The 17,665-nt window shown below is 68.8% G+C and carries 20 protein-coding genes; 8 read left to right on the forward strand and 12 right to left on the reverse strand.

Annotation, left to right across the window (positions count from 1 at the left end; translation table 11 throughout):
* Positions 1 to 6 precede the first annotated feature (6 nt).
* The gene (locus tag BLW75_RS11920) at positions 7 to 2,658 is read right to left on the reverse strand and encodes a winged helix-turn-helix domain-containing protein (protein WP_158005431.1); all 2,652 of its coding nucleotides are present in this window, start codon (positions 2,656 to 2,658) and stop codon (positions 7 to 9) included.
* 557 nt (positions 2,659 to 3,215) lie between these two features.
* Here BLW75_RS11920 and BLW75_RS11925 point away from each other — a divergent pair.
* Positions 3,216 to 3,845, forward strand: a complete 630-nt coding sequence (locus BLW75_RS11925) for a GAP family protein (RefSeq protein ID WP_034322681.1) — start codon at positions 3,216 to 3,218, stop codon at positions 3,843 to 3,845.
* On the opposite strand, the gene BLW75_RS11930 is transcribed toward BLW75_RS11925, so the two are convergent.
* From BLW75_RS11930 to BLW75_RS11940, 3 genes are read right to left on the reverse strand one after another with little or no spacing between them, the layout of a single operon-like run.
* On the reverse strand, positions 3,832 to 4,887 hold the full coding sequence (locus BLW75_RS11930; RefSeq protein WP_091597344.1) for an AI-2E family transporter: 1,056 nt from the start codon (positions 4,885 to 4,887) through the stop codon (positions 3,832 to 3,834). The two genes, BLW75_RS11925 and BLW75_RS11930, sit on opposite strands and share 14 nt — an antisense overlap.
* Positions 4,881 to 5,321: a DUF7144 family membrane protein gene (locus tag BLW75_RS11935; RefSeq protein ID WP_034322683.1), complete on the reverse strand. Its 441-nt coding sequence runs from the start codon at positions 5,319 to 5,321 to the stop codon at positions 4,881 to 4,883. The genes BLW75_RS11930 and BLW75_RS11935 overlap by 7 nt, the downstream gene beginning before the upstream one ends.
* Positions 5,318 to 5,851 (reverse strand): DUF1269 domain-containing protein, encoded by a 534-nt coding sequence (locus BLW75_RS11940; protein ID WP_034322686.1) that lies wholly within the window; start codon positions 5,849 to 5,851, stop codon positions 5,318 to 5,320. The genes BLW75_RS11935 and BLW75_RS11940 overlap by 4 nt, the downstream gene beginning before the upstream one ends.
* A 195-nt stretch (positions 5,852 to 6,046) precedes the next feature.
* Here BLW75_RS11940 and BLW75_RS11945 point away from each other — a divergent pair, with 195 nt between their 5' ends.
* Positions 6,047 to 7,855, forward strand: a complete 1,809-nt coding sequence (locus BLW75_RS11945; protein ID WP_034322738.1) for a glycoside hydrolase family 15 protein — start codon at positions 6,047 to 6,049, stop codon at positions 7,853 to 7,855.
* Positions 7,856 to 7,905: 50 nt separating this feature from the next.
* Here BLW75_RS11945 and BLW75_RS11950 read toward each other — a convergent pair whose 3' ends face one another.
* Genes BLW75_RS11950 through BLW75_RS11960 form a run of 3 tightly spaced genes read right to left on the reverse strand, consistent with a single transcriptional unit; the run spans position 7,906 to position 9,796 of the window.
* A complete protein-coding gene (locus tag BLW75_RS11950) occupies positions 7,906 to 8,337 on the reverse strand; it encodes a CBS domain-containing protein (protein WP_034322689.1) in 432 nt (143 codons plus the stop codon).
* Between the two features lie 47 nt (positions 8,338 to 8,384).
* Positions 8,385 to 8,867 carry a hypothetical protein gene (locus BLW75_RS11955; RefSeq protein WP_034322692.1) on the reverse strand — a complete coding sequence of 161 codons (483 nt, stop codon included), beginning with the start codon at positions 8,865 to 8,867 and terminating at the stop codon, positions 8,385 to 8,387.
* The gene (locus BLW75_RS11960; RefSeq protein ID WP_034322694.1) at positions 8,864 to 9,796 is read right to left on the reverse strand and encodes a neutral zinc metallopeptidase; all 933 of its coding nucleotides are present in this window, start codon (positions 9,794 to 9,796) and stop codon (positions 8,864 to 8,866) included. Before BLW75_RS11960 ends, BLW75_RS11955 begins: the two co-directional genes overlap by 4 nt.
* Positions 9,797 to 9,881: 85 nt before the next feature.
* On the opposite strand from BLW75_RS11960, the gene BLW75_RS11965 reads away from it, so the two are divergent.
* A complete protein-coding gene (locus tag BLW75_RS11965) occupies positions 9,882 to 11,888 on the forward strand; it encodes a prolyl oligopeptidase family serine peptidase (RefSeq protein ID WP_034322696.1) in 2,007 nt (668 codons plus the stop codon).
* Positions 11,889 to 11,933: 45 nt separating this feature from the next.
* On the opposite strand, the gene BLW75_RS11970 is transcribed toward BLW75_RS11965, so the two are convergent.
* Entirely contained in the window at positions 11,934 to 12,248 is a 315-nt protein-coding gene (locus BLW75_RS11970) for a DMT family transporter (RefSeq protein WP_034322700.1), read from the reverse strand.
* A complete protein-coding gene (locus tag BLW75_RS11975; protein WP_034322704.1) occupies positions 12,248 to 12,895 on the reverse strand; it encodes an FMN-dependent NADH-azoreductase in 648 nt (215 codons plus the stop codon). The genes BLW75_RS11970 and BLW75_RS11975 overlap by 1 nt, the downstream gene beginning before the upstream one ends.
* 93 nt (positions 12,896 to 12,988) lie before the next feature.
* On the opposite strand from BLW75_RS11975, the gene BLW75_RS11980 reads away from it, so the two are divergent.
* Complete coding sequence (locus BLW75_RS11980) at positions 12,989 to 13,573, forward strand: TetR/AcrR family transcriptional regulator (protein ID WP_034322707.1); 585 nt, start codon at positions 12,989 to 12,991, stop codon at positions 13,571 to 13,573.
* On the opposite strand, the gene BLW75_RS11985 is transcribed toward BLW75_RS11980, so the two are convergent.
* Positions 13,574 to 13,972: an SRPBCC family protein gene (locus BLW75_RS11985; protein WP_034322710.1), complete on the reverse strand. Its 399-nt coding sequence runs from the start codon at positions 13,970 to 13,972 to the stop codon at positions 13,574 to 13,576.
* Between the two features lie 55 nt (positions 13,973 to 14,027).
* On the opposite strand from BLW75_RS11985, the gene BLW75_RS11990 reads away from it, so the two are divergent.
* Genes BLW75_RS11990 through BLW75_RS12000 form a run of 3 tightly spaced genes read left to right on the forward strand, consistent with a single transcriptional unit; the run spans position 14,028 to position 16,091 of the window.
* Positions 14,028 to 14,627: a CGNR zinc finger domain-containing protein gene (locus BLW75_RS11990; RefSeq protein WP_091597350.1), complete on the forward strand. Its 600-nt coding sequence runs from the start codon at positions 14,028 to 14,030 to the stop codon at positions 14,625 to 14,627.
* Between the two features lie 18 nt (positions 14,628 to 14,645).
* Entirely contained in the window at positions 14,646 to 15,695 is a 1,050-nt protein-coding gene (locus BLW75_RS11995; protein ID WP_034322713.1) for a DUF2293 domain-containing protein, read from the forward strand.
* Between the two features lie 39 nt (positions 15,696 to 15,734).
* On the forward strand, positions 15,735 to 16,091 hold the full coding sequence (locus BLW75_RS12000) for a DoxX family protein (protein ID WP_034322716.1): 357 nt from the start codon (positions 15,735 to 15,737) through the stop codon (positions 16,089 to 16,091).
* Here BLW75_RS12000 and BLW75_RS43480 read toward each other — a convergent pair.
* Positions 16,079 to 16,288: a hypothetical protein gene (locus BLW75_RS43480; RefSeq protein ID WP_241784063.1), complete on the reverse strand. Its 210-nt coding sequence runs from the start codon at positions 16,286 to 16,288 to the stop codon at positions 16,079 to 16,081. The two genes, BLW75_RS12000 and BLW75_RS43480, sit on opposite strands and share 13 nt — an antisense overlap.
* Positions 16,289 to 16,440: 152 nt before the next feature.
* On the reverse strand, positions 16,441 to 16,725 hold the full coding sequence (locus BLW75_RS43485) for a hypothetical protein (RefSeq protein WP_241784065.1): 285 nt from the start codon (positions 16,723 to 16,725) through the stop codon (positions 16,441 to 16,443).
* Between the two features lie 70 nt (positions 16,726 to 16,795).
* Here BLW75_RS43485 and BLW75_RS12010 point away from each other — a divergent pair, with 70 nt between their 5' ends.
* Positions 16,796 to 17,614: a phosphoribosyltransferase gene (locus BLW75_RS12010; RefSeq protein ID WP_091597353.1), complete on the forward strand. Its 819-nt coding sequence runs from the start codon at positions 16,796 to 16,798 to the stop codon at positions 17,612 to 17,614.
* The last annotated feature ends 51 nt before the right edge of the window (positions 17,615 to 17,665 follow it).

Here is a 17,665-nt window from a genome sequence, read left to right on the forward strand (position 1 = left end):
GAGGGCCTACAACAGGCCACGCCTGCGTGCGGCGACGACGGCGTCGCGGCGGTGATTGACGCCGAGCTTCCGGTAGATGCCGCGAAGGTGGGTCTTGACCGTGTTCACCGAGACGTAGAGCGAGTCGGCGATCTGCTCCGCGGTCCGCATGGACGGCAGCTCGGTGAGCAGTTCGAGCTCGCGTGAGGTGAGCGGATCGACCGGCGCGCCCGGGTGGGCCGGTAGCGCCTGCAGCACGGCGCTCGCGAACTCTTCGGTGCGCCCGAACCGTCCGGCGCCACGCACCAGGAGCTCCCGGATGTCCTGCCCGGCGTCGTGGAACGGCCGGAGCGCCTGCAGAGGGGCCGCGAGGTCGAGCGCGTGGCCGAGGGCGGTGTGCGCCCGGTTCTGTTCACCGGCCTGGTCGGCGAGAACCGCTTCGAGGAGCCAGCTTTCGATCAGGGTGTGCGCCACCAGTGTCCTGGTCTGCCGCTCGATGACCGGTCGCAGCCGACGGCGCGCGGCGCCCGGCCGACCGCGATGCAGGTGCACGAGGGTGCTCAGCAGCGCGTGCTCCGCGTAGGGCGCGAGCAGATGCCGGTGCCGTTCCATCACGTCCATCGCCCAAGTGGGTTCTCCGACGCGAAGGGCCAGCCGTTGCTCGATCGGGGCCGTGCAGGCGAGCAGCCACGGTGCGACAGGTTCACCGGCGAGCCGTTTGCGGTGGCCCCGCAACGTTTCGACGACCGCGTGCGGATCGGCCGCGAGGCCGAATTCGACGGCGGCGCTGAGTGTCGCCGTAAGCAGTTCCACGGCCGGGTCCACGACGGCGGGCAGGAGCCGCGACGCCAGCGCGGAAAACCGCCGGGCGCTCTCCTGATCCAGCCGTTGGTAAGCCGCCAAGCCGAGAACGGTGTACAGGAACGCGGTCCGCGAAGTCTCGGTCCAGCCGTGGGACCGGGCCAGTTCGAGGGCGGCACCGGTGTGCACGGCCAGCTCGGCGAGATCACCCTGGACACAGGCGATCCCCGCGAGATGGATTTCGCACTGCAGGCTGATGGCGTCGCGGCGCTCCAGGGTGGCCATCCGCAGCGCGCGTTCCAGATCCTCGGTGGCACCCGGGATGTCGCCCAGCCATAAGGCGGCGGTCCCCCGCGTGGCCAGCGCAAGCAGGTCGAGGTCGGTGTCGCCGGTGTCGCCCGCGCTCGTGGCGCGGAGTTCGGCGAGCGCCTCCTCCAGCTGTCCGCCGTATCTCGCGCGGTAGACGACGGCCACGGCGTTCAACGCGCGCAACCGTCCGGAACGCAGCGGCTGGGCCGACGTGTCGATCCGGCCGAGGTACCGGTCCGCCGCCACGAGGTCGTGGTCGTCGAGTGACGCGATGGCGGCGACGAGCGCGACCTGTGGCCGGGCCAGTAGATGCTCCGGCAACGCGCCGAGCAGCCGGTGCAGCCGCGGCCCGTGTCCTTTGAGGACGATCCGCAGCCCGAATCGCTGGACGTATCGGGTGATCAGCTCCTCGTCCTGCGCCGCGACGCTGTGCTCGAACGCGGTGAGCACGTCCCCGGAGTCCGTGAACCACTCCGCCGCCGAACGGTGAAGCCTGCGATAGGCCCGCGGATGGCGTCGGCTCAGCTCCGCGCGGAGGTACTCGCGCAGCAGAGGATGACAGCGGTAGCGACCCTCTTCACGGCCGGGCTGAGTGATCAGCGCGTTGGTGCGGGTGAGCGTGTACAGGATCTGGCCGGCGTGCTCCTGTCCGGTCAGCCGGGTGGCCAGCCCGTCGGTGAGGTCGGGACACACCGACACGCTCAGCAGGAACTCACGGACGTAGGTGGGCTGCGGCCCGACGATCTCCCCCGACAGGTACTCGGCCAGCAGGCGGTCGTCGCCGGTGAAGGCACGGATGGCGCCGCGGGCGTCCGGCGCGGAGTCCAGCGCGAGCGTGAGGAACCGCAGGCCGGCCGCCCATCCTTCCGTTCGTTCCATGACCCGGTCCAGATCCGCCTTGGACAGCGCCAGGTTCTTCCGGGCGAGCAGTTGCCCCGTCTCCTCCTCGGTGAAGTTCAGCTGGTGCGCGGTGATCTCCCGCAGCCTGCCTTCGAGCCGGATCTGGGGCAGGATCAGCGGTGGCGGGAATCGGGTGGCGATGACTACCCGTACTCCGGACGGCAGATAGCGCAGGAGCAGGTTCACGTTCTTGACCGCGTCCGGCTCGGTCAGCTCGTGCGCGTTGTCCAGCACCAGGATCACCGGCCGCCGGAGCCGTGCGCACGCGTCGACGAATGCGCCGACGCCTTCGTGCGCGGAGGCGTCCCGCGCCAGTGCCGGTCCGGGGATCGCGCCGCGGTACACCGCCTGGAGGATCGACGACCACCAGGAGAAGACCTTGTTGTCGTTGGCGTCCAAGGAAACCCAGGCCAGGTGTTCACCGCCGGGGTGGTGGCGTGCCCGGCGCCGGAACCAGCTGCCGAGCAGCACGGTCTTCCCGGATCCGGCGGGTGCGTTGAGCAACGTGACACTGGGGATCTCGCCCGACGTGGCCTGATCGAGTACGTCCAGCAACCGGTCCCGTTCGAGCACGTCGGCCGCGGGCGGTGGTGGCGCGAGTTTCGGCGCCGGTACCACGACCGCTTCTTCGTCGTGGGTCTCCGGCGCCGTGCCCTCGACGCGGGTCATCGGCCGGCGCATGACATCGCCGCGCTGGAGAGAACATGCCAGGCGAAACCCAGAACGCGGGAAGTCCCGCTGAAGACGAGGCCGATACCGGAAAGTACCGCCTCTCCCGATGACCTGCTTCCCGGTTGCGCCGAAAGGACCAGCACGAAAGTCAGTGCTGTCAGAACGAATTTGGCTCTGGACCGACCACGCGGCTCAGTGCTCACCGATTGTCTCCCTTCGATTCCCCAGACGAGTGAGGGAACCGATCTTGCTCACCCCGTGCGACGGTCACCTCCTCCGTGGCGGGTGAGACGAGTCACCGCTGGTCGCGAAGAGTGGTGACCGAGGGACTTTTCTCGCGGTGGGTGACGGAATCGAGGCGTCGTTTTCACCCGCTGAGAACGAAGAAACCCGCGCGGCGGCGGCGCATTCTGGAGATCGCGGATCGAAAAGCCCGATTCTGCCCCAGGGCTCCGGCGGTGAGACCGCCGCGCGAGCGTTGTCCGTCGCCGGAGGGAACCGGTGGCGGGCAACGCGATTCTTGTGCCGGAATACCCTCTGACGGGAAGTACGGAATGACGGAATCGCTCACGGTGCTCCCGCTCGCGATCACCATGATGGCCGGGCCGCAATTCGTGTCGGCGCTGATCCTGATCACGACGGCGCGTGCCGTGCCGACCTCGCTCGCGTTCGTGGCGGGGGTGGCCACGGCCGTGACGGCGGGAACCGCGCTCACCACCTGGCTTGCCGGGCTCCTGCCGCCCGATCCCCTGCTCTCCGGCTCGGACGGCTCCGTCTACACGCTGATCCAGTACGGGCTGGTCGCGTTTCTCCTCGGAGTGGCGATCTGGAACTGGACGCGCCGCGAGACCGCGGAACCGCCGAAATGGCTGGGAACGCTCATGTCGGCGGGCCCGCGGCGAGGATTCCGTACCGGATTCCTGCTCATCGCGTTCTTTCCGTCGGACATCGTCGTGATGTGCGTCGTCGGGCTCGACCTCGGCCGCGGCGGGGCGGGGTTCGGTGCGGCGGTCCCGTTCCTTCTGACCACCACGCTGATCGCCGCCCTGCCGCTCCTGGCCTACCTTCTCTTCCGGCGACGCGCCGCCCGGCTCATGCCCGCCGTCCGCGACTGGACGAACGACCACGGCTGGTTGCTGAACATCGTGGCGTGCCTCTTCTTCGTCGTGCTCATCCTGTTCTGATCCCGCCGGGCGAACCCACCAGCGCGGTGACCCAGCTGCGTCCCGGGTCGTCGACCAGCGCGGCCAGCGCCAGCAAGGTCGCCGGAACCGACAGCAACGTCCCGAGCGGGCCGAGCACCCAGGCCCAGAACACCAGCGCCACGAACGTCGCCGTCGCGGACAGGCCGACCGCGTTGCCGACGTACCGCGGCTGGATCAGTGACTGCAGCACGAAATTGATCACGAGGTAGATCACCACCACCGCGACCATGGCCCGCCAGCCGCCGTCGAGGAGCGCGAGCGCGGCGGGCGGGCCGAGGCCGAGCAGGAAGCCGATCGTCGGGATGTAGTTGGTGACGAACGAAAGCAGACCCCACAACGCCGCGAGCGGAACTCCCAGCAAGACCAGCGCGAGGAGGTCGATCGCCGCGACGATGAGCCCGAAGACCGTGGTCACCGCCAGGTACACCCGGACGCGACGGCCGAAGTCACGCAGTGCTTCGGCCGTACGCGCCCGCTCTCCCGCGATCCCGGCGATCCGGTCGTCGATGTCCGCCGTCTCCGCGCTGAGGAACAGCAACAGTCCCAGCAGGAAGACCAGACTCGTGGTGACACCGGTCAGATCGGCGAGTAGCGAACCGGCGTAGGAAACGAGCTTGCCGGGATCGAGAGCGTGGAAGATGTCGCGCAACTGACCCGGCCCGGCACCGAATTTCGCCAGCACGCCGGCGATTTCTTCGTACAGGTCGGTGATCCGGTCGCCGTAGCGCGGCAGCAGCTCCGCGAGCTGGGCGATCGAAACGATCATCGCGAAGCAGAAGGCGATGAGAATTCCGTAGACGAACACCACGAGCGCCGTCGTCGCCGCCCAGCGCGGGAAGCCGAAACGCCGCAGCCTGCCATGCGCGGGACTGAGCGTGATCACGATGACGAGCGCCAGCAACGTCGGCGCCGCCAGCCACGCGACCGCTTTGATCCCCGCGATGGCGACCACGACCGCGGCCGCGCCGAGCAGGACGACGAGCGCCCGCGGTGTCCGTGTCGCAGGCCGGTCGATCACCATGACTCACGGTTCGGGACCGCGTCGCCATGGACGACGACCGCCCAGATCACCGTCACGCACAAGGCGATCACGAGCATCGACCACAGCGGGTGAGCCGAGAGGAACACCAGATGGGTCACCGCGTTACCGGCCGCGAAGAGCACCGCGACCACCCTCGCCCAGATGGCCCCCGAGATGAGGAAGACACCGGAGACCGCCACCAGCGTGCCGCCCACGAGATGGGCCCACGCCCAGCCGGTCACGTCCAGGACGAGCGAGTACTCCGGGCCTGAGATGTAGTAGTCGCCCCGCACCAGCGCCACGATCCCGGCGATGACGTCGAACGCGCCGAGGATCAGCATGATCACGCTGGCGAAGACGATCCAGCCTGCCCAGACCGGTCGTGTCCCGGACCGGTCGGCGAGATCGGCGCCGGCACTCCACTGCTTGCTCATTTCGTCCCCGTTCCCGGCGCGTCGGCGGCCTCGAGTTCCGGTTCCGGCACGAAGCTTTCCCGCAAGGCGGACTCCTGTTCGGGCGTCAAGTTCGTGAAGATCAGCTCCGGCGCTTCCTGGCCGCCGAAGGCACCTCGCACCTTCTCGATGACCGCACCCGAAGTGAGCAGGAACAGCGCCGACGTGCCCTCGGTGACCTCTCCCCTGATCTTCTTGATCAGGTCGTCGTCGATGCCGTAATCCGCCGTGAGACCGCCGAAAGCGCCCGCCGCGGCACCGAGCGCCGCGCCGAGCAGCGGTACCAGGAAGATCAGGCCGAACAGCAACCCCCAGAACGCGCCGCTCAGCGCGCCACGGCCGGCCAGATTGCGCAGCTGCCGGAGCTTCGGTTTGGAGGCGCCTTCCGGCCACGACACCGTCGCGGCGTCGTGCACCGAGACGAGCTGGTTCTTCGCCAGGCTCCGCACCGTCTCCGCCGCGCGATCCGCGCCCTCGGCCGAGCGGAACGTCCAGATGGTCAACGTGTCCACGGCTCACCGTCCCTTCTGAAAATGGGTGATCTGACGGTGGCCATCGGACAGCCGCGACCGGGGTGCGCACATCACCTGAGGCGGATGAGCGCCGGGGCTTCACCCTGGCCGGGAAGTCACCCGGCCAGGGTGAAGCCCGGCTTCCCGGGCACGGGCGAGGGTGAGCGGAAAACCCCTTCCGGCAAGGAGCCGCCCGTGAACCACCACCAACCGCCGATCGCCGACCACGGGCTGATCGGAGATCTCCAGACCGCCGCGCTGGTGAGCACCGGCGGTGCGATCGACTGGTTCTGCTGTCCCCGGTTCGATTCCCCGAGCGTGTTCGGCGCGCTCCTGGATCCTCGCGGTGGCCACTGCCGGATCCGGCCCGTCCGGGAGCCGTACACGTCGCGTCAGTTCTATTTCCCCGGCACCGCCGTGCTGATCACCCGGTTCATGACCAGGCTGGGTACCGGCGAGGTCATCGATTTCATGCGCCCGGTCACCGGCGGGCGCACCGATGGCGGTCACCGGCTGATCCGGCTGGTCCGCTGCGTGCGCGGGACCGTCGAGTTCGCCATGGAGGTCGTCCCGCGTTTCGACTACGCGCGCAGTCCGCACACCACCGCCGTCACCGAGGACGGCGTGCTGTTCCACAGCGAAGACTCCGCCCTGACCCTGCACGCGGTCCGGGAGCCCGGTGATCCGCCACCGGTGCACGCCCACGTCATCGAAGGCGGCGTCTACGGCTCGGTCATCCTGAAAACCGGGCAGGCCAGGGGTTTCGCACTCGAGTCGGACGGCGGGGAGCCGCGCGCGATCCGGGTCGCCGAGATCGAGCGGACCTTCGACGACACCGTCCGCTTCTGGCGGGACTGGCTGAACCAGTCGACCTATCGGGGGCGCTGGAGGGAGATGGTCGACCGGTCCGCGATCACCCTCAAACTGCTGACCTACGCGCCGACCGGGGCGATGGTCGCCGCGCCGACCACGAGCCTGCCGGAACAGATCGGCGGCGAACGGAACTGGGACTACCGCTACGCCTGGGTGCGGGACGCGTCCTTGTCGGTGTCGTCCTTGCTCGCTCTGGGGTTCACGGACGAAGCGGTCGCGTTCGCCCGTTGGCTCCGGGAGCGCCACCTGAGCGGCGACGGACGGCTGAAGATCATGTACCGCGTCGACGGGGCGTCGGATCTGCTGGAGGAATCCCTCGCGCACTGGTCCGGGTACCGCGGCTCGGTCCCGGTACGGATCGGCAACTCCGCCGCCGATCAGCTCCAGCTCGACGTCTACGGCGAACTGCTCGACACCGTGTACCAGGCGGACAGGCGGGGCGCGGAGATCGGCCACGACGGCTGGAAGGCGCTCACGGATCTGCTCGATTGGCTCGCCGCGAACTGGGATCAGCCGGACGACGGCATCTGGGAGACGCGGGAAGGAAAAGCCGACTTCACCTACGGCAGGCTCATGAGCTGGGTCGCCTTCGATCGCGGTGTCCGCCTCGCGACGGCGCACGGGCTGCCCTGCGCGCTCGACTCCTGGCGGGACGAACGCGACCGGGTCTACGACCAGATCTGGGAGCACGGCTGGAGTTCGCTCAAGCAGGCCTTCGTCCAGCGATACGGCTCGGTTTCCCTCGACGCGTCCCTGCTCCGCATGGCCGACGTCGGGTTCATCACCCCGCACGATCCGAGCTGGCTGGCGACCCTGGCGGGTATCGAGAACGAGCTGGTGACCGACAGTCTCGTCTACCGCTACGACCCGGACGCCTCACCCGACGGCCTGCGCGGAGACGAGGGCACCTTTTCGCTGTGCACGTTCGGCTACGTCACCGCGCTCGCCCGTGCCGGGTATCCGGAGAAGGCGCGGCTGGTGTTCGAAAAGATGCTGACCTACGCCAACCACGTCGGCCTGTACGCCGAAGAGATCGGCCCGAACGGCGAGCAGCTCGGCAACTTCCCGCAGGCTTTCACCCACCTCGGGCTCATCGACGCCGCGCTCACCCTCGACAGGGCCATCGGATGAGCCGTAGGCGCGGAGGGCCGTTCCCGCATCGGGAACGGCCCTCCGGCTGATCAGCCCTGCGAGATGTAAGCCTCCAGCTGTTCCTGGCTCTTCTCCAGCTGCTCCATCCGGGTCTTCACGACGTCGCCGATGCTCACGATCCCGGCGAGCCTGCCGTCCACCACGACCGGGACGTGCCGGATGCGGCGTTCGGTCATCAGGACCGACAGCTGGTCGACCGAGTCCTCGGGGGTGCAGCTCGCGACCATCTTCGTCATGATCGCGGACACCGATCCGTCGAGCAGCTGGGGCCCGCGCTCGTTGAGCCGGCGCACCACGTCCCGTTCGGAGACGATCCCGACGATCGCGCCCTCGGCGTCCACGACCACCAGCGCGCCGACGTTGTGCTCCGCCAGTCTCTCGAGCAGTTCGGTTACGTTCGTCTCCGGCGAGACGGTCGCGACGGCCGCCCCCTTGGTCCGCAACAGATCGGAAATCCGCATACGCGCTCCTCCCGGATGGGTGACCTGAGTCACTCCAGGTTATGGCTTCACCGCCCTGCGCGAAAGTCCGGAGAGTCCGGTTCGAGACCGAGTCTGATCGCGAGCGCGTCGTACGCCTGGATGATCCCGACGCCGTACGGATCGTCGCCGAGCGCGCCGAGGGTGGCCCGCCCGAGCTTCCACTGGGCCTTCGCGGCCTCGTGATCACCGAGTTTGCGGTAGTCCTCGGCCAGGTTCAGGTGCAGCGACGGGTAGAAGCCGCGCACGGCCAGCGTCGCGTGGTACTCCTTGGCGCGGTCATCGGTGAGCGAATCGGCCGCCGCGAGGGCGCGCAGATCCCAGGCGAGTTCGTCGGCCGGGTCGTCACAGACGTCGGCCATGTAGTGCGCGAGCGCGCACCGGTGCAGCGGGTCGCCGTCCTCGCCGATCCGTTCCCACAGCGCCGCGAACTTCTCGCGCGCGCCGGCGCGGTCACCGGAGATGTGCAGCTGGAGGCCGGTGTTGATCTCGGCCATCACCTCGTCGGTCACTTGACGTCCGAGGCCGGGGCCGCCCAGGTGTTGCACGCCGACGTCGTCTTCCCGGAGAAGCCGGCCTTCGCCCATTTCAGCTGGTTACGGCGACTGCCGTGGGTGTCGCTGTCGTCGGCGCGGCCGTAGTCGTCGAGGGCGGCGTTGGCCAGCGACCTGCTGATCGAGCCACGACCGGCGGCGGCCGCGAGGGCGAGCGCGCCGAAGCAGTTCGCCTGCAGTTCGATACGGCGGACCAGTTCCTTGTCGGCCGGGCTGTCCTCGTTCGGCGACGACATCTTCTCCGCGGCCGCCGACAGGATCCCGCTGGAACGCTGGACGTGGTGTCCGTACTCGTGGGCCATCGTCGCGAGGTGACGGGACCGCTCGAGGCCCGCGTCACCCAGCATCCACTGGGTCGGCGCGTAGATCGTGGTGTCGCCACCGCAGTAGTAGGCGACGGCCTCGTTCTCGCCCGGCGCCTTCCCGCACGCGCTGGTCTCGGGCAGCGTCACCTGCACGGTCACCGTCAGCGCCGGCTCGTTCGCCTGGTCCAAGGCGGGTTTCCAGGCTTCGGCCAGACACGACACCAACGTCTTGTAATACGTCTCCAGTTTCGCGGGCTCGCGGCTGATCGCGGGCAACCGGCAGGTGACCGCGCCGAGCGCGACCCCGTCCGCCAGCAGCGGGTTCGTCTCGAGTTCCCGCACCTCCTTGGGCGCGGGCTTCGCGTTCCCGGCCGGCGCCTTGGCCACTTCCGAGGTGTACACGCCGGGCGCCGGGAGGGCCTGGCCGTCGACCGTCCGCGGTCCGCCCGCGATCGCCATCCCGGTGGCGGTCAGCGCGGCGACGATGAGCAGACCGACCACGGCGTTCCCCGCGTTACGAGGCTTTTCCGGGCGAGGCGGCGAGGGCGCGAACGGTCTGGGTACCTCGTCGGTGCCGGTCATGATGTCCCCCAAACGTGCGAGTCCACAGCATACGGAATGCCAGACCTGGTGGCGCCGGGACGGAGCGCCCGGCGAGACTGTGGGTATGAGTGACGAGGACCCGTACCTGTGGCTGGAAGACGTGACCGGCGAAGAAGCGCTGGACTGGGTGCGAGCCCGCAACGCCGAGGCTCTGGCGGAACTGGCGGACGGCGAGCGGTTCGGCGGAATCCGTGACGAGGTCCGCGAGGTCCTCGACGCCGACGACCGCATCCCGTACATCCGGCGCCGCGGCGAATACCTGTACAACTTCTGGCAGGACTCGGCCAACCCCCGGGGCCTGTGGCGCCGCACCACCCTGGAGCAGTACCGGCTCGACACGCCGGAGTGGGAACTCCTCCTCGATGTCGACGCACTGGCCGAGGCGGAGGGCGAGAACTGGGTGTGGCAGGGCGCTGCCGTCCTCCGCCCGGGCTACGACCGCGCGCTTGTCGAACTGTCGAGGGGCGGTGCCGACGCGACGGTCGTCCGCGAGTTCGACCTCGGCGAGCGCCGTTTCGTCGAAGACGGGTTCTTCGTACCCGAGGCCAAGACCAGGATCGGCTGGATCGACCGCGACCGCGTCTACATCGGCACCGATTTCGGCCAGGGGACGCTGACCGATTCGGGCTATCCGCGGCTGGCGAAGGAATGGCGGCGCGGCACCCCGCTCGAAACGGCGACGGTGGTCTTCGAGGGCAAGGCGGACGACGTCTCGGTGTCCGCCCACCACGACCCGACCGAAGGCTGGGTGCGCGACTTCGTCTACCGATCGATCGACTTCTACCGCACGGAAAGGTATGTCCGGACGGCCGCCGGGCTCGACCGCATCGAGGTCCCCGAAGACGCGCAGACGTCCTCGCACCGCGAGTGGCTGCTGATCCGGCTTCGCTCGGACTGGACCGTCGAAGGCACGACGTACCCCTCCGGCGCCCTGCTCGCCTGCGGGTTCGACGCGTTCATGGCGGGCGAGCGCACTTTCACGACTCTGTTCACACCGGACGCGCACACGTCGCTTGAGTACTGGGTGTGGACGCACAACCACCTGCTGCTCTCGACCCTGTCCGACGTCCGGACGGAGCTGCGCGTCCTCACGCCGTCCGACGGCTGGACCTCCCGGCCGCTCGCCGGCGCCCCGGAACTGGGCACCGCGCAGATCACCGGCACCGACCCCGACGTCAGCGACGAGTACCTGCTCGATTCCAGCGGCTACACCCAGCCGTCGACGCTGAGCTACGGGCACGTCGGGGGCGACGTCGAGGTCCTCAAGCGCGCTCCCGCGTTCTTCGACAGCGAGGGCATGACGGTCTCGCAGTACTTCGCGACCTCCGAAGACGGCACGAAGATCCCGTACTTCGTCGTACGCCCCTCCGACGCTGAAGGCGGGCCGACGCTGCTGACCGGCTACGGCGGCTTCGAGGTCTCACTGACCCCTGGCTACAGCGGCATCATCGGCCGCGGCTGGCTCTCGCGCGGTGGCACCTACGTCGTCGCGAACATCCGCGGCGGCGGCGAGTACGGGCCGGACTGGCACACCTCGGTGACGAAAGCCAAGCGGTACAAGGTGTACGAGGACTTCTCCGCTGTCGCGGCCGACCTCGTCGAGCGCGGCATCAGCGAGCCCGCGCGCCTCGGCATCCAGGGCGGCAGCAACGGCGGACTGCTGATGGGGGTCATGCTGACGCGCTATCCGCATCTGTTCGGCGCGATCGTGAGCCAGGTGCCGCTGCTGGACATGAAGCGGTATCACAAGCTCCTCGCGGGCGCGTCGTGGATGGCCGAATACGGCGACCCCGACGATCCGGCGGAATGGGACTTCATCGGGAAGTACTCGCCGTACCAGAACGTCCACGCCGGACGCGAGTACCCGCCGGTCCTGTTCGTCACCTCCACCAGGGACGACCGGGTGCATCCCGCGCACGCCCGCAAGATGGTCGCGCGGATGCTGGAGCAGGGACACGACGTGCGGTACCACGAGAACATCGAGGGCGGCCACGGCGCGGCGGCCGACAACGAGCAGCTGGCGCACAAATGGGCGCTGATGCTCGAATTCCTGTGGGAGAAGCTCGCCTGATCGGCCGGGAAGGGGACTTTCCGGCGGAAAGTCCCCTTCCCGAGGTCACTCCGCGACCTTCGCCAGCACGACCCCGCCGACGATCAGCGCCATCGCGGCGAACCGGCCGAAACTGAGCGGATCCTTATGGATCACGATGCCGAACACGATGGCGCCCACCGCGCCGATGCCGGTGAAGACGGCGTACGCGGTGCCGACCGGGAGCGTGTCCATCGCCTTCGACAGCAGGTAGACCGCAGTGACGCCCAGCACGAAGCACAGCACGGTCGGCCAGAACCGGGTGAAGTTCTCCGTCGGCTTGATGCTCTGCGACCAGGCGACCTCGACGGCTCCTGCCAGCAGCAGGATTCCCCAGCCCATCAGACTTCCCTTCCGGCCTTTTCGGCACCGAAGAGCGCCTGCTCCCGCGACGCGATCCGCTCGGGATCCCGCGGGCCCAGCCCCGGGTCGACGAGGGCGTTCGTCAGTTCGGAGTTCAGGAACGTGACGTCCCGGACGTCGTAGTGCCCGGCGAAGAAGTCGCGCAGGTAGCGCTCGTGGTGGTCGAACGGCTCGCGCGGGGTGCCGGGCAAGTAAGTGCCGCCCCGCGCTCCCGCGACCACGAAAGCCTTGCCCGCCAAGGACATCTTCGGGAACGTGACCTGGTCGATCCACAGCTTGAGCGTCGCGGGGATCGAGAAGTTGTACATCGGCGCGCCGATCAGCACGACGTCGGCGGCGAGCAGTTCGGCCAGCAGCGGCTCGATGACCGCCCAGGCTTCGCGCTGCTCCGGCGTCTTCACCACCGAGGCGTAGCCGGCCGGATCGGTGATCCCGGCCTGGAGGAGGGCGTCGCAGATCTCGGTCCAGGCCTGGCCGATCGGCGGCACCGGGTCGGCGGCGACGTCGCGGTAGGTGTAGCCCGCGCGCGGATTCGCGGTACGCCAGACCTCGGCGAAACGAGCACTCAGCTCACGGGAGAAGGACGCGCTGCGGGCGCTGGAGTCGAGGTGGAGAAGGTGGCTCATCGGGGCCTCCCGGACCAGGAAGTGGACACGGCGTCCACTTGCTTCGCCGGGTACAAGTGGACGCCGCGTCCGGATATTCCCTAGGCTGCGGACATGCCAGAAGACCTCCTCGCGACCGGCCAGGGACGGGAACGCTCGGACGCCGCCCGCAACCGAGCGAAGATCCTGAAGGCCGCCGAAGAGCTCTTCGCGGCGCGCCCGGCCACGGACGTCACCATGGAGGACATCGCCAAAGCCGCCGGAGTCGGCCGGGCGACGCTGTACCGCCGCTACCCGGACCGCTCGGCGATCGCCGTCGCCCTGCTGGACGAGCACGAGCGGGAATTACAGGAGCGGCTGCTCACCGGCCCTCCCCCACTGGGACCCGGCGCGCCGCCCGCCGAGCGGCTGGCCGCGTTCTACGCGGCGATGATCGGGCTGCTCGCCCGGCACGCGCATCTCGTCCTCGGCACCGAGGTCGGGCATTCGCGCTTCACCAGCGGGCCGTACCGGCTGTGGCGCACCCACGTCCGCCATCTCGCCGAGCAGGCGGAAGCCAAGGATCCGGACGCGCTCGCCGACATCCTGCTGGCGCCGCTCGGCGCGGACGTCTTTCTCCACCAAACGGGCGAACTCGGCCTGAGCGTCGAACGGATCATCGACACCCTGGCCGAACTCGCCCGGCGAACGCTCTCCTGATCAGCCGGCGAGACCGTCGACGACCAGCTTCATCACGGCCTGCCAGTGCTCACGCTGCGCGGCACGCTCTTCCGGGCCGGCGAGCCGCTCCTGATGGAAGACCACGACCGTCTTGCCCGGCCCGGCCGGACGGAGCCCCACCTGGACCGTGCTCTCGTGATCCCAGTCCTTCGGACGCCAGGTGAGACGGATCTTCTCCTGCTCGCGGTAGCCGCGGACCTCGCCGACGGTGCCGTTGGCCGTCTCGTACGGCGCGCCCTTCTCCGGCTCCAGCCGGACGTCACCCAGCCAGGTCGCCAGGCCCGGACCCGAGAGGTACTCCCACACCTGTTCCAGCGGATACGCCACCGTCTTGGACACGCCGATCTCCCAGCCCGCGTCCTTCGTCTTGCCGATCATCACGCCTCCGCCGTAACCGTCTTACCTGGTTTCTGAAACCGACTATAGTGGTTACATGACTCCGGGAACAAGACTGCTCGTCAACGCCCAGGGTGAGCGGTACCGGTTCGATCCGGGCAGCCTCAGCCTCGAACTCATGCTGACCGGCGGCCCCGGCCCGTACGAGCGTTACGAAATCGCGCACACGCCGTCCGCCCTCGCCGAGTGGTTCACCGGCTCCCGGCTGGCGCTGACCGCTCCCCTGACCGACGTCCGGATCCGCCCCGCCGAACTCGCCGCACTCAAGGAACTCCGGGGCGCCCTCTACCGCGTCGCCCCCGCCCTCGCCCGCGGCGAATCGCCGTCGGAGGACGACCTCGCCCTGCTGAACAGCGGGACCGCGGAGACCCCGAGGCCGCTCGTCGACCCGGGGACACGGCGGCTCGCCTGGGCGCCGCCCGTCACCGGGAAACAACTCCTCGGCGCCGTCGCCCGCGACGCCATCGGCCTCGTCGCGGGCGAGCGGTCCGGCCGCGTCCGCGAATGTTCCGCCGACGATTGCCATCTGCTGTTCTTCGACACCTCCCGCTCGGGCAACCGCCGCTGGTGCTCGATGGAGCGCTGCGGCAACCGCGCCAAGATCCGGGCGTACCGGGCCCGCACCGAAACCGCGTGATCGCTAGGATTCCCGGCGATGCAGGGTGAGGCGAAACTGGAACAGCGCGTCGTCGAGACGGCGGAAAAGCTGCTGTCCAAACGGAAATCGGTGACCGCGCTCGACGTCCTGAGCGGCATCGGCTGGCTGCCGGAGAACATGCTCAAAAGCTGGCAGCAGGGACGGATCCCCGACCTGACCACCGCCTTGCCCGTGAGCGCGGAAAAACTGGAGTTCGCCCTCGACGCGCTTCATCGGTGGACGCGGGAAAAGGCCCTCGAAAGCTCGGATATCGAGCATGTCGGCGCGACCCGCGACCGGGCGGTCCTCCGGGTGGCTTCGGGTGAACTGGCCGGTCTCGAACCGCTGTTCCGGACGCAGTGGCTCATGCCGGGGCTGTCCGAGGCCAAACGAGCTCAAGTCCTCGCCCGGCAACGGAAAGCGCCGGACCTCGTCGTCTCCGTGGCCTTGAAGGACTGGACGTGCGCCGACTGCGGCGGCACCGGCGACCTGCTGTTCATGGAGAACGAAAAGCCGCACTGCCTCGACTGCGCCGACCTCGGCCACCTGGTCTTCCTGCCCGCCGGCGACACCGCCCTGACCCGCCGGGCGAAGAAGGCGAGCCGGCTTTCCGCCGTGGTCGTCCGCTTCAACCGGTCACGGAAGCGCAGTGAGCGGCAAGGGCTCCTGGTCGAGGAAGCGGCACTGCGCAGCGCCGAGGAACAGTGCCTCGCCGACGAGGACGTCCGGGAACGGCGCCGCGACCGTGATCGCGAACGCCGCGCCCACGAGGACGTCGAGTTCACCGCCCGGTTCCACACCGCGATCACGGAGATGTTCCCCGGCTGCCCGCCGGAGCGGGCCCGCGCCATCGCCGAACACGCGGGCCGGCGAGGCAGTGGCCGGGTGGGCCGGTCGGCCGCCGGGCGGGAGCTGGCCGAACGAGCGGTGTTCCTCGCCGTCGTCGCCTCGGTCCGGCATCTGGACACCGAGTACGACGACCTCCTCATGGCGGGCGTGGAACGACAGGCCGCCCGCGAACGGATCCGCACCACCATCGACGCGGTACTCGAACGCTGGCGTTCCTGACCGCTGTCACGTTCCGGGCGCGGGCCTCGTCCAGGGGGCATGTTCACCGCATACCTCATCGTGGCCATCGCGACGATCGCCATCAACGCCGGGATCGCCGCCGCCGATTTCGCGCGTGTCCCGTTCGTCCTCAAGAACTCCGCCGAGGTCAACGTCCCGCAATCGTGGATCCCGCCGCTGGCCTCGCTGAAGGCCGCGGGCGCGGCCGGGCTGCTGCTCGGCCTGCTCGGGGTGCCGTACATCGGGACCGCGGCGGCCGCCGGGCTCGTGCTGTTCTACCTCGGCGCCGTCATCACCCACGTGCGCGCCCGCGTCCTCTACAACATCGCCTTCCCCTGTGGGTTCCTCGCGCTGGCGGTGGCGACGTTCGTCCTCGATCTCGCTCAGGCGAGGTAGGGATCGAAGTGGTCGGCGACGACGTCCGCGACCGCCTCGGCATCTCGTGAGCCGTCGATCTCCAGCACCCGGATGCCGAGATCCTTCGCGGTACGGACGGCGTCCTCGGCCACGAGCCGGTCACGCTCGATCCGGTTGCGCTGCGCGCGTTCGGGATCGCCGACCCGGTGCGCCACCGCGGCGGCCCTGGGCAGCACGCGGAGCTGGTGCTCGCGGATACCGCCGGTGGCACCATCACGATCATCCGCCGCGGTGAATCCAGGAGCGGCGCGACCAATTCCGGCCGCAGCCCCCAGCCTTCGGCGAGGATCGGGCGCCCGGAGACCAGCGCGCGCAGATCGTCCAGCGCTCAGGCGAACCGCAGCGGGAAATCGGCGATCGTGTCGGCGGCCATCCGTTCGGGAGTGGTGTCCACCCAGACGGTCTCCGGGTCGGGATCGGCGGCGGGCAGTCCCTTGAGGACGCGATGAGCGATGCGGCGGTCCTGATGGGCGCGGGCGTCGTGGAAGTCGTAGTGGTAGACGGTGATGCCGTGGCGGTGCGCCAGCAGCCGGGACACGGTGGACTTTCCCGCCCACTGGCCGCCGCAGATCCACAGAGCTCGGCCGAGAGTGCAGAAGGGATCGCTGGTCACTGATTTTAACCCCCTGGAGTGATCTTACGTGCCAAGCTTGCAGGGTTCACGTTCTCAGGGGGGAGCCACTGTGACAGCGCCACGTTACCGGCCCGATCGCCGCGGGAAGCACCTCGAAGACTGGTGGCTTGAAGAGTCGGATTCCGCCCGTTTCCTCAAATATCGCGGTATCCCGGCCACCGCCGATCACGTTCTCGGTGTCCTGCCAAGAGCCAGGAAGGTCGGGACGCTGAAACACGACGCCGAATGGCCGTACCGGATCCGCATGGACTTCGAGCCCGACCGTTCGCTGAGCGATTTCATGGAGTTCTTGAAGGAGGTCCTCGTCATCCAGATCAAGCAACAGGGCTTCGTCGACGCGGCGATCGCGCTGGACTTCTACCGGAGGCCGGTCGAAGACGGGTCGTCCGAGACCGTCCACACGGAGACGGGCAATCTGCTCCGGCAGGTCAAGGATTACACCCCGACCGAGCAAGAAGAGTGGAATCGTGCGGGACAGGCGTTGTGCGACTCTTTGAGCGACGTGGTGGTCCGGCATGAGTGGTTCAACGAAGCCACTCGCATTCTCGCCGTTCCCGGCCATACCCTGGCCAAGCGCTCGGTCAGCGTCATTCTCGGCACGCTCCTCTCCCACGAATTCGGCATTCCGCTGACCACCGTCGAATCGAAGAGCGGGGACCGGAAACCCGCCAAGAACATGACACCTGAAGAACGTAAAGCGTTGCTCCACGAATTCCGGGTCGAGGAAGACCTCGAAGGCCGGACGGTGCTTGTGCTCGACGACATCTATCACACCGGTTACACGATGGCCGGTGTCGCCAACGCGGCCAAACGAGCAGGAGCCACCACGGTCCTGGGCCTGGCCGCCGCCAGGAATCTCCGCCTCTAGATCGATAGCAAGGAGCTGTGCGGGGACGGCGCATCTCCGTCCCCGCACAGC

Origin of the sequence: Amycolatopsis lurida (assembly GCF_900105055.1) — a bacterium.
Classification (GTDB): Bacteria; Actinomycetota; Actinomycetes; order Mycobacteriales; family Pseudonocardiaceae; genus Amycolatopsis; species Amycolatopsis lurida.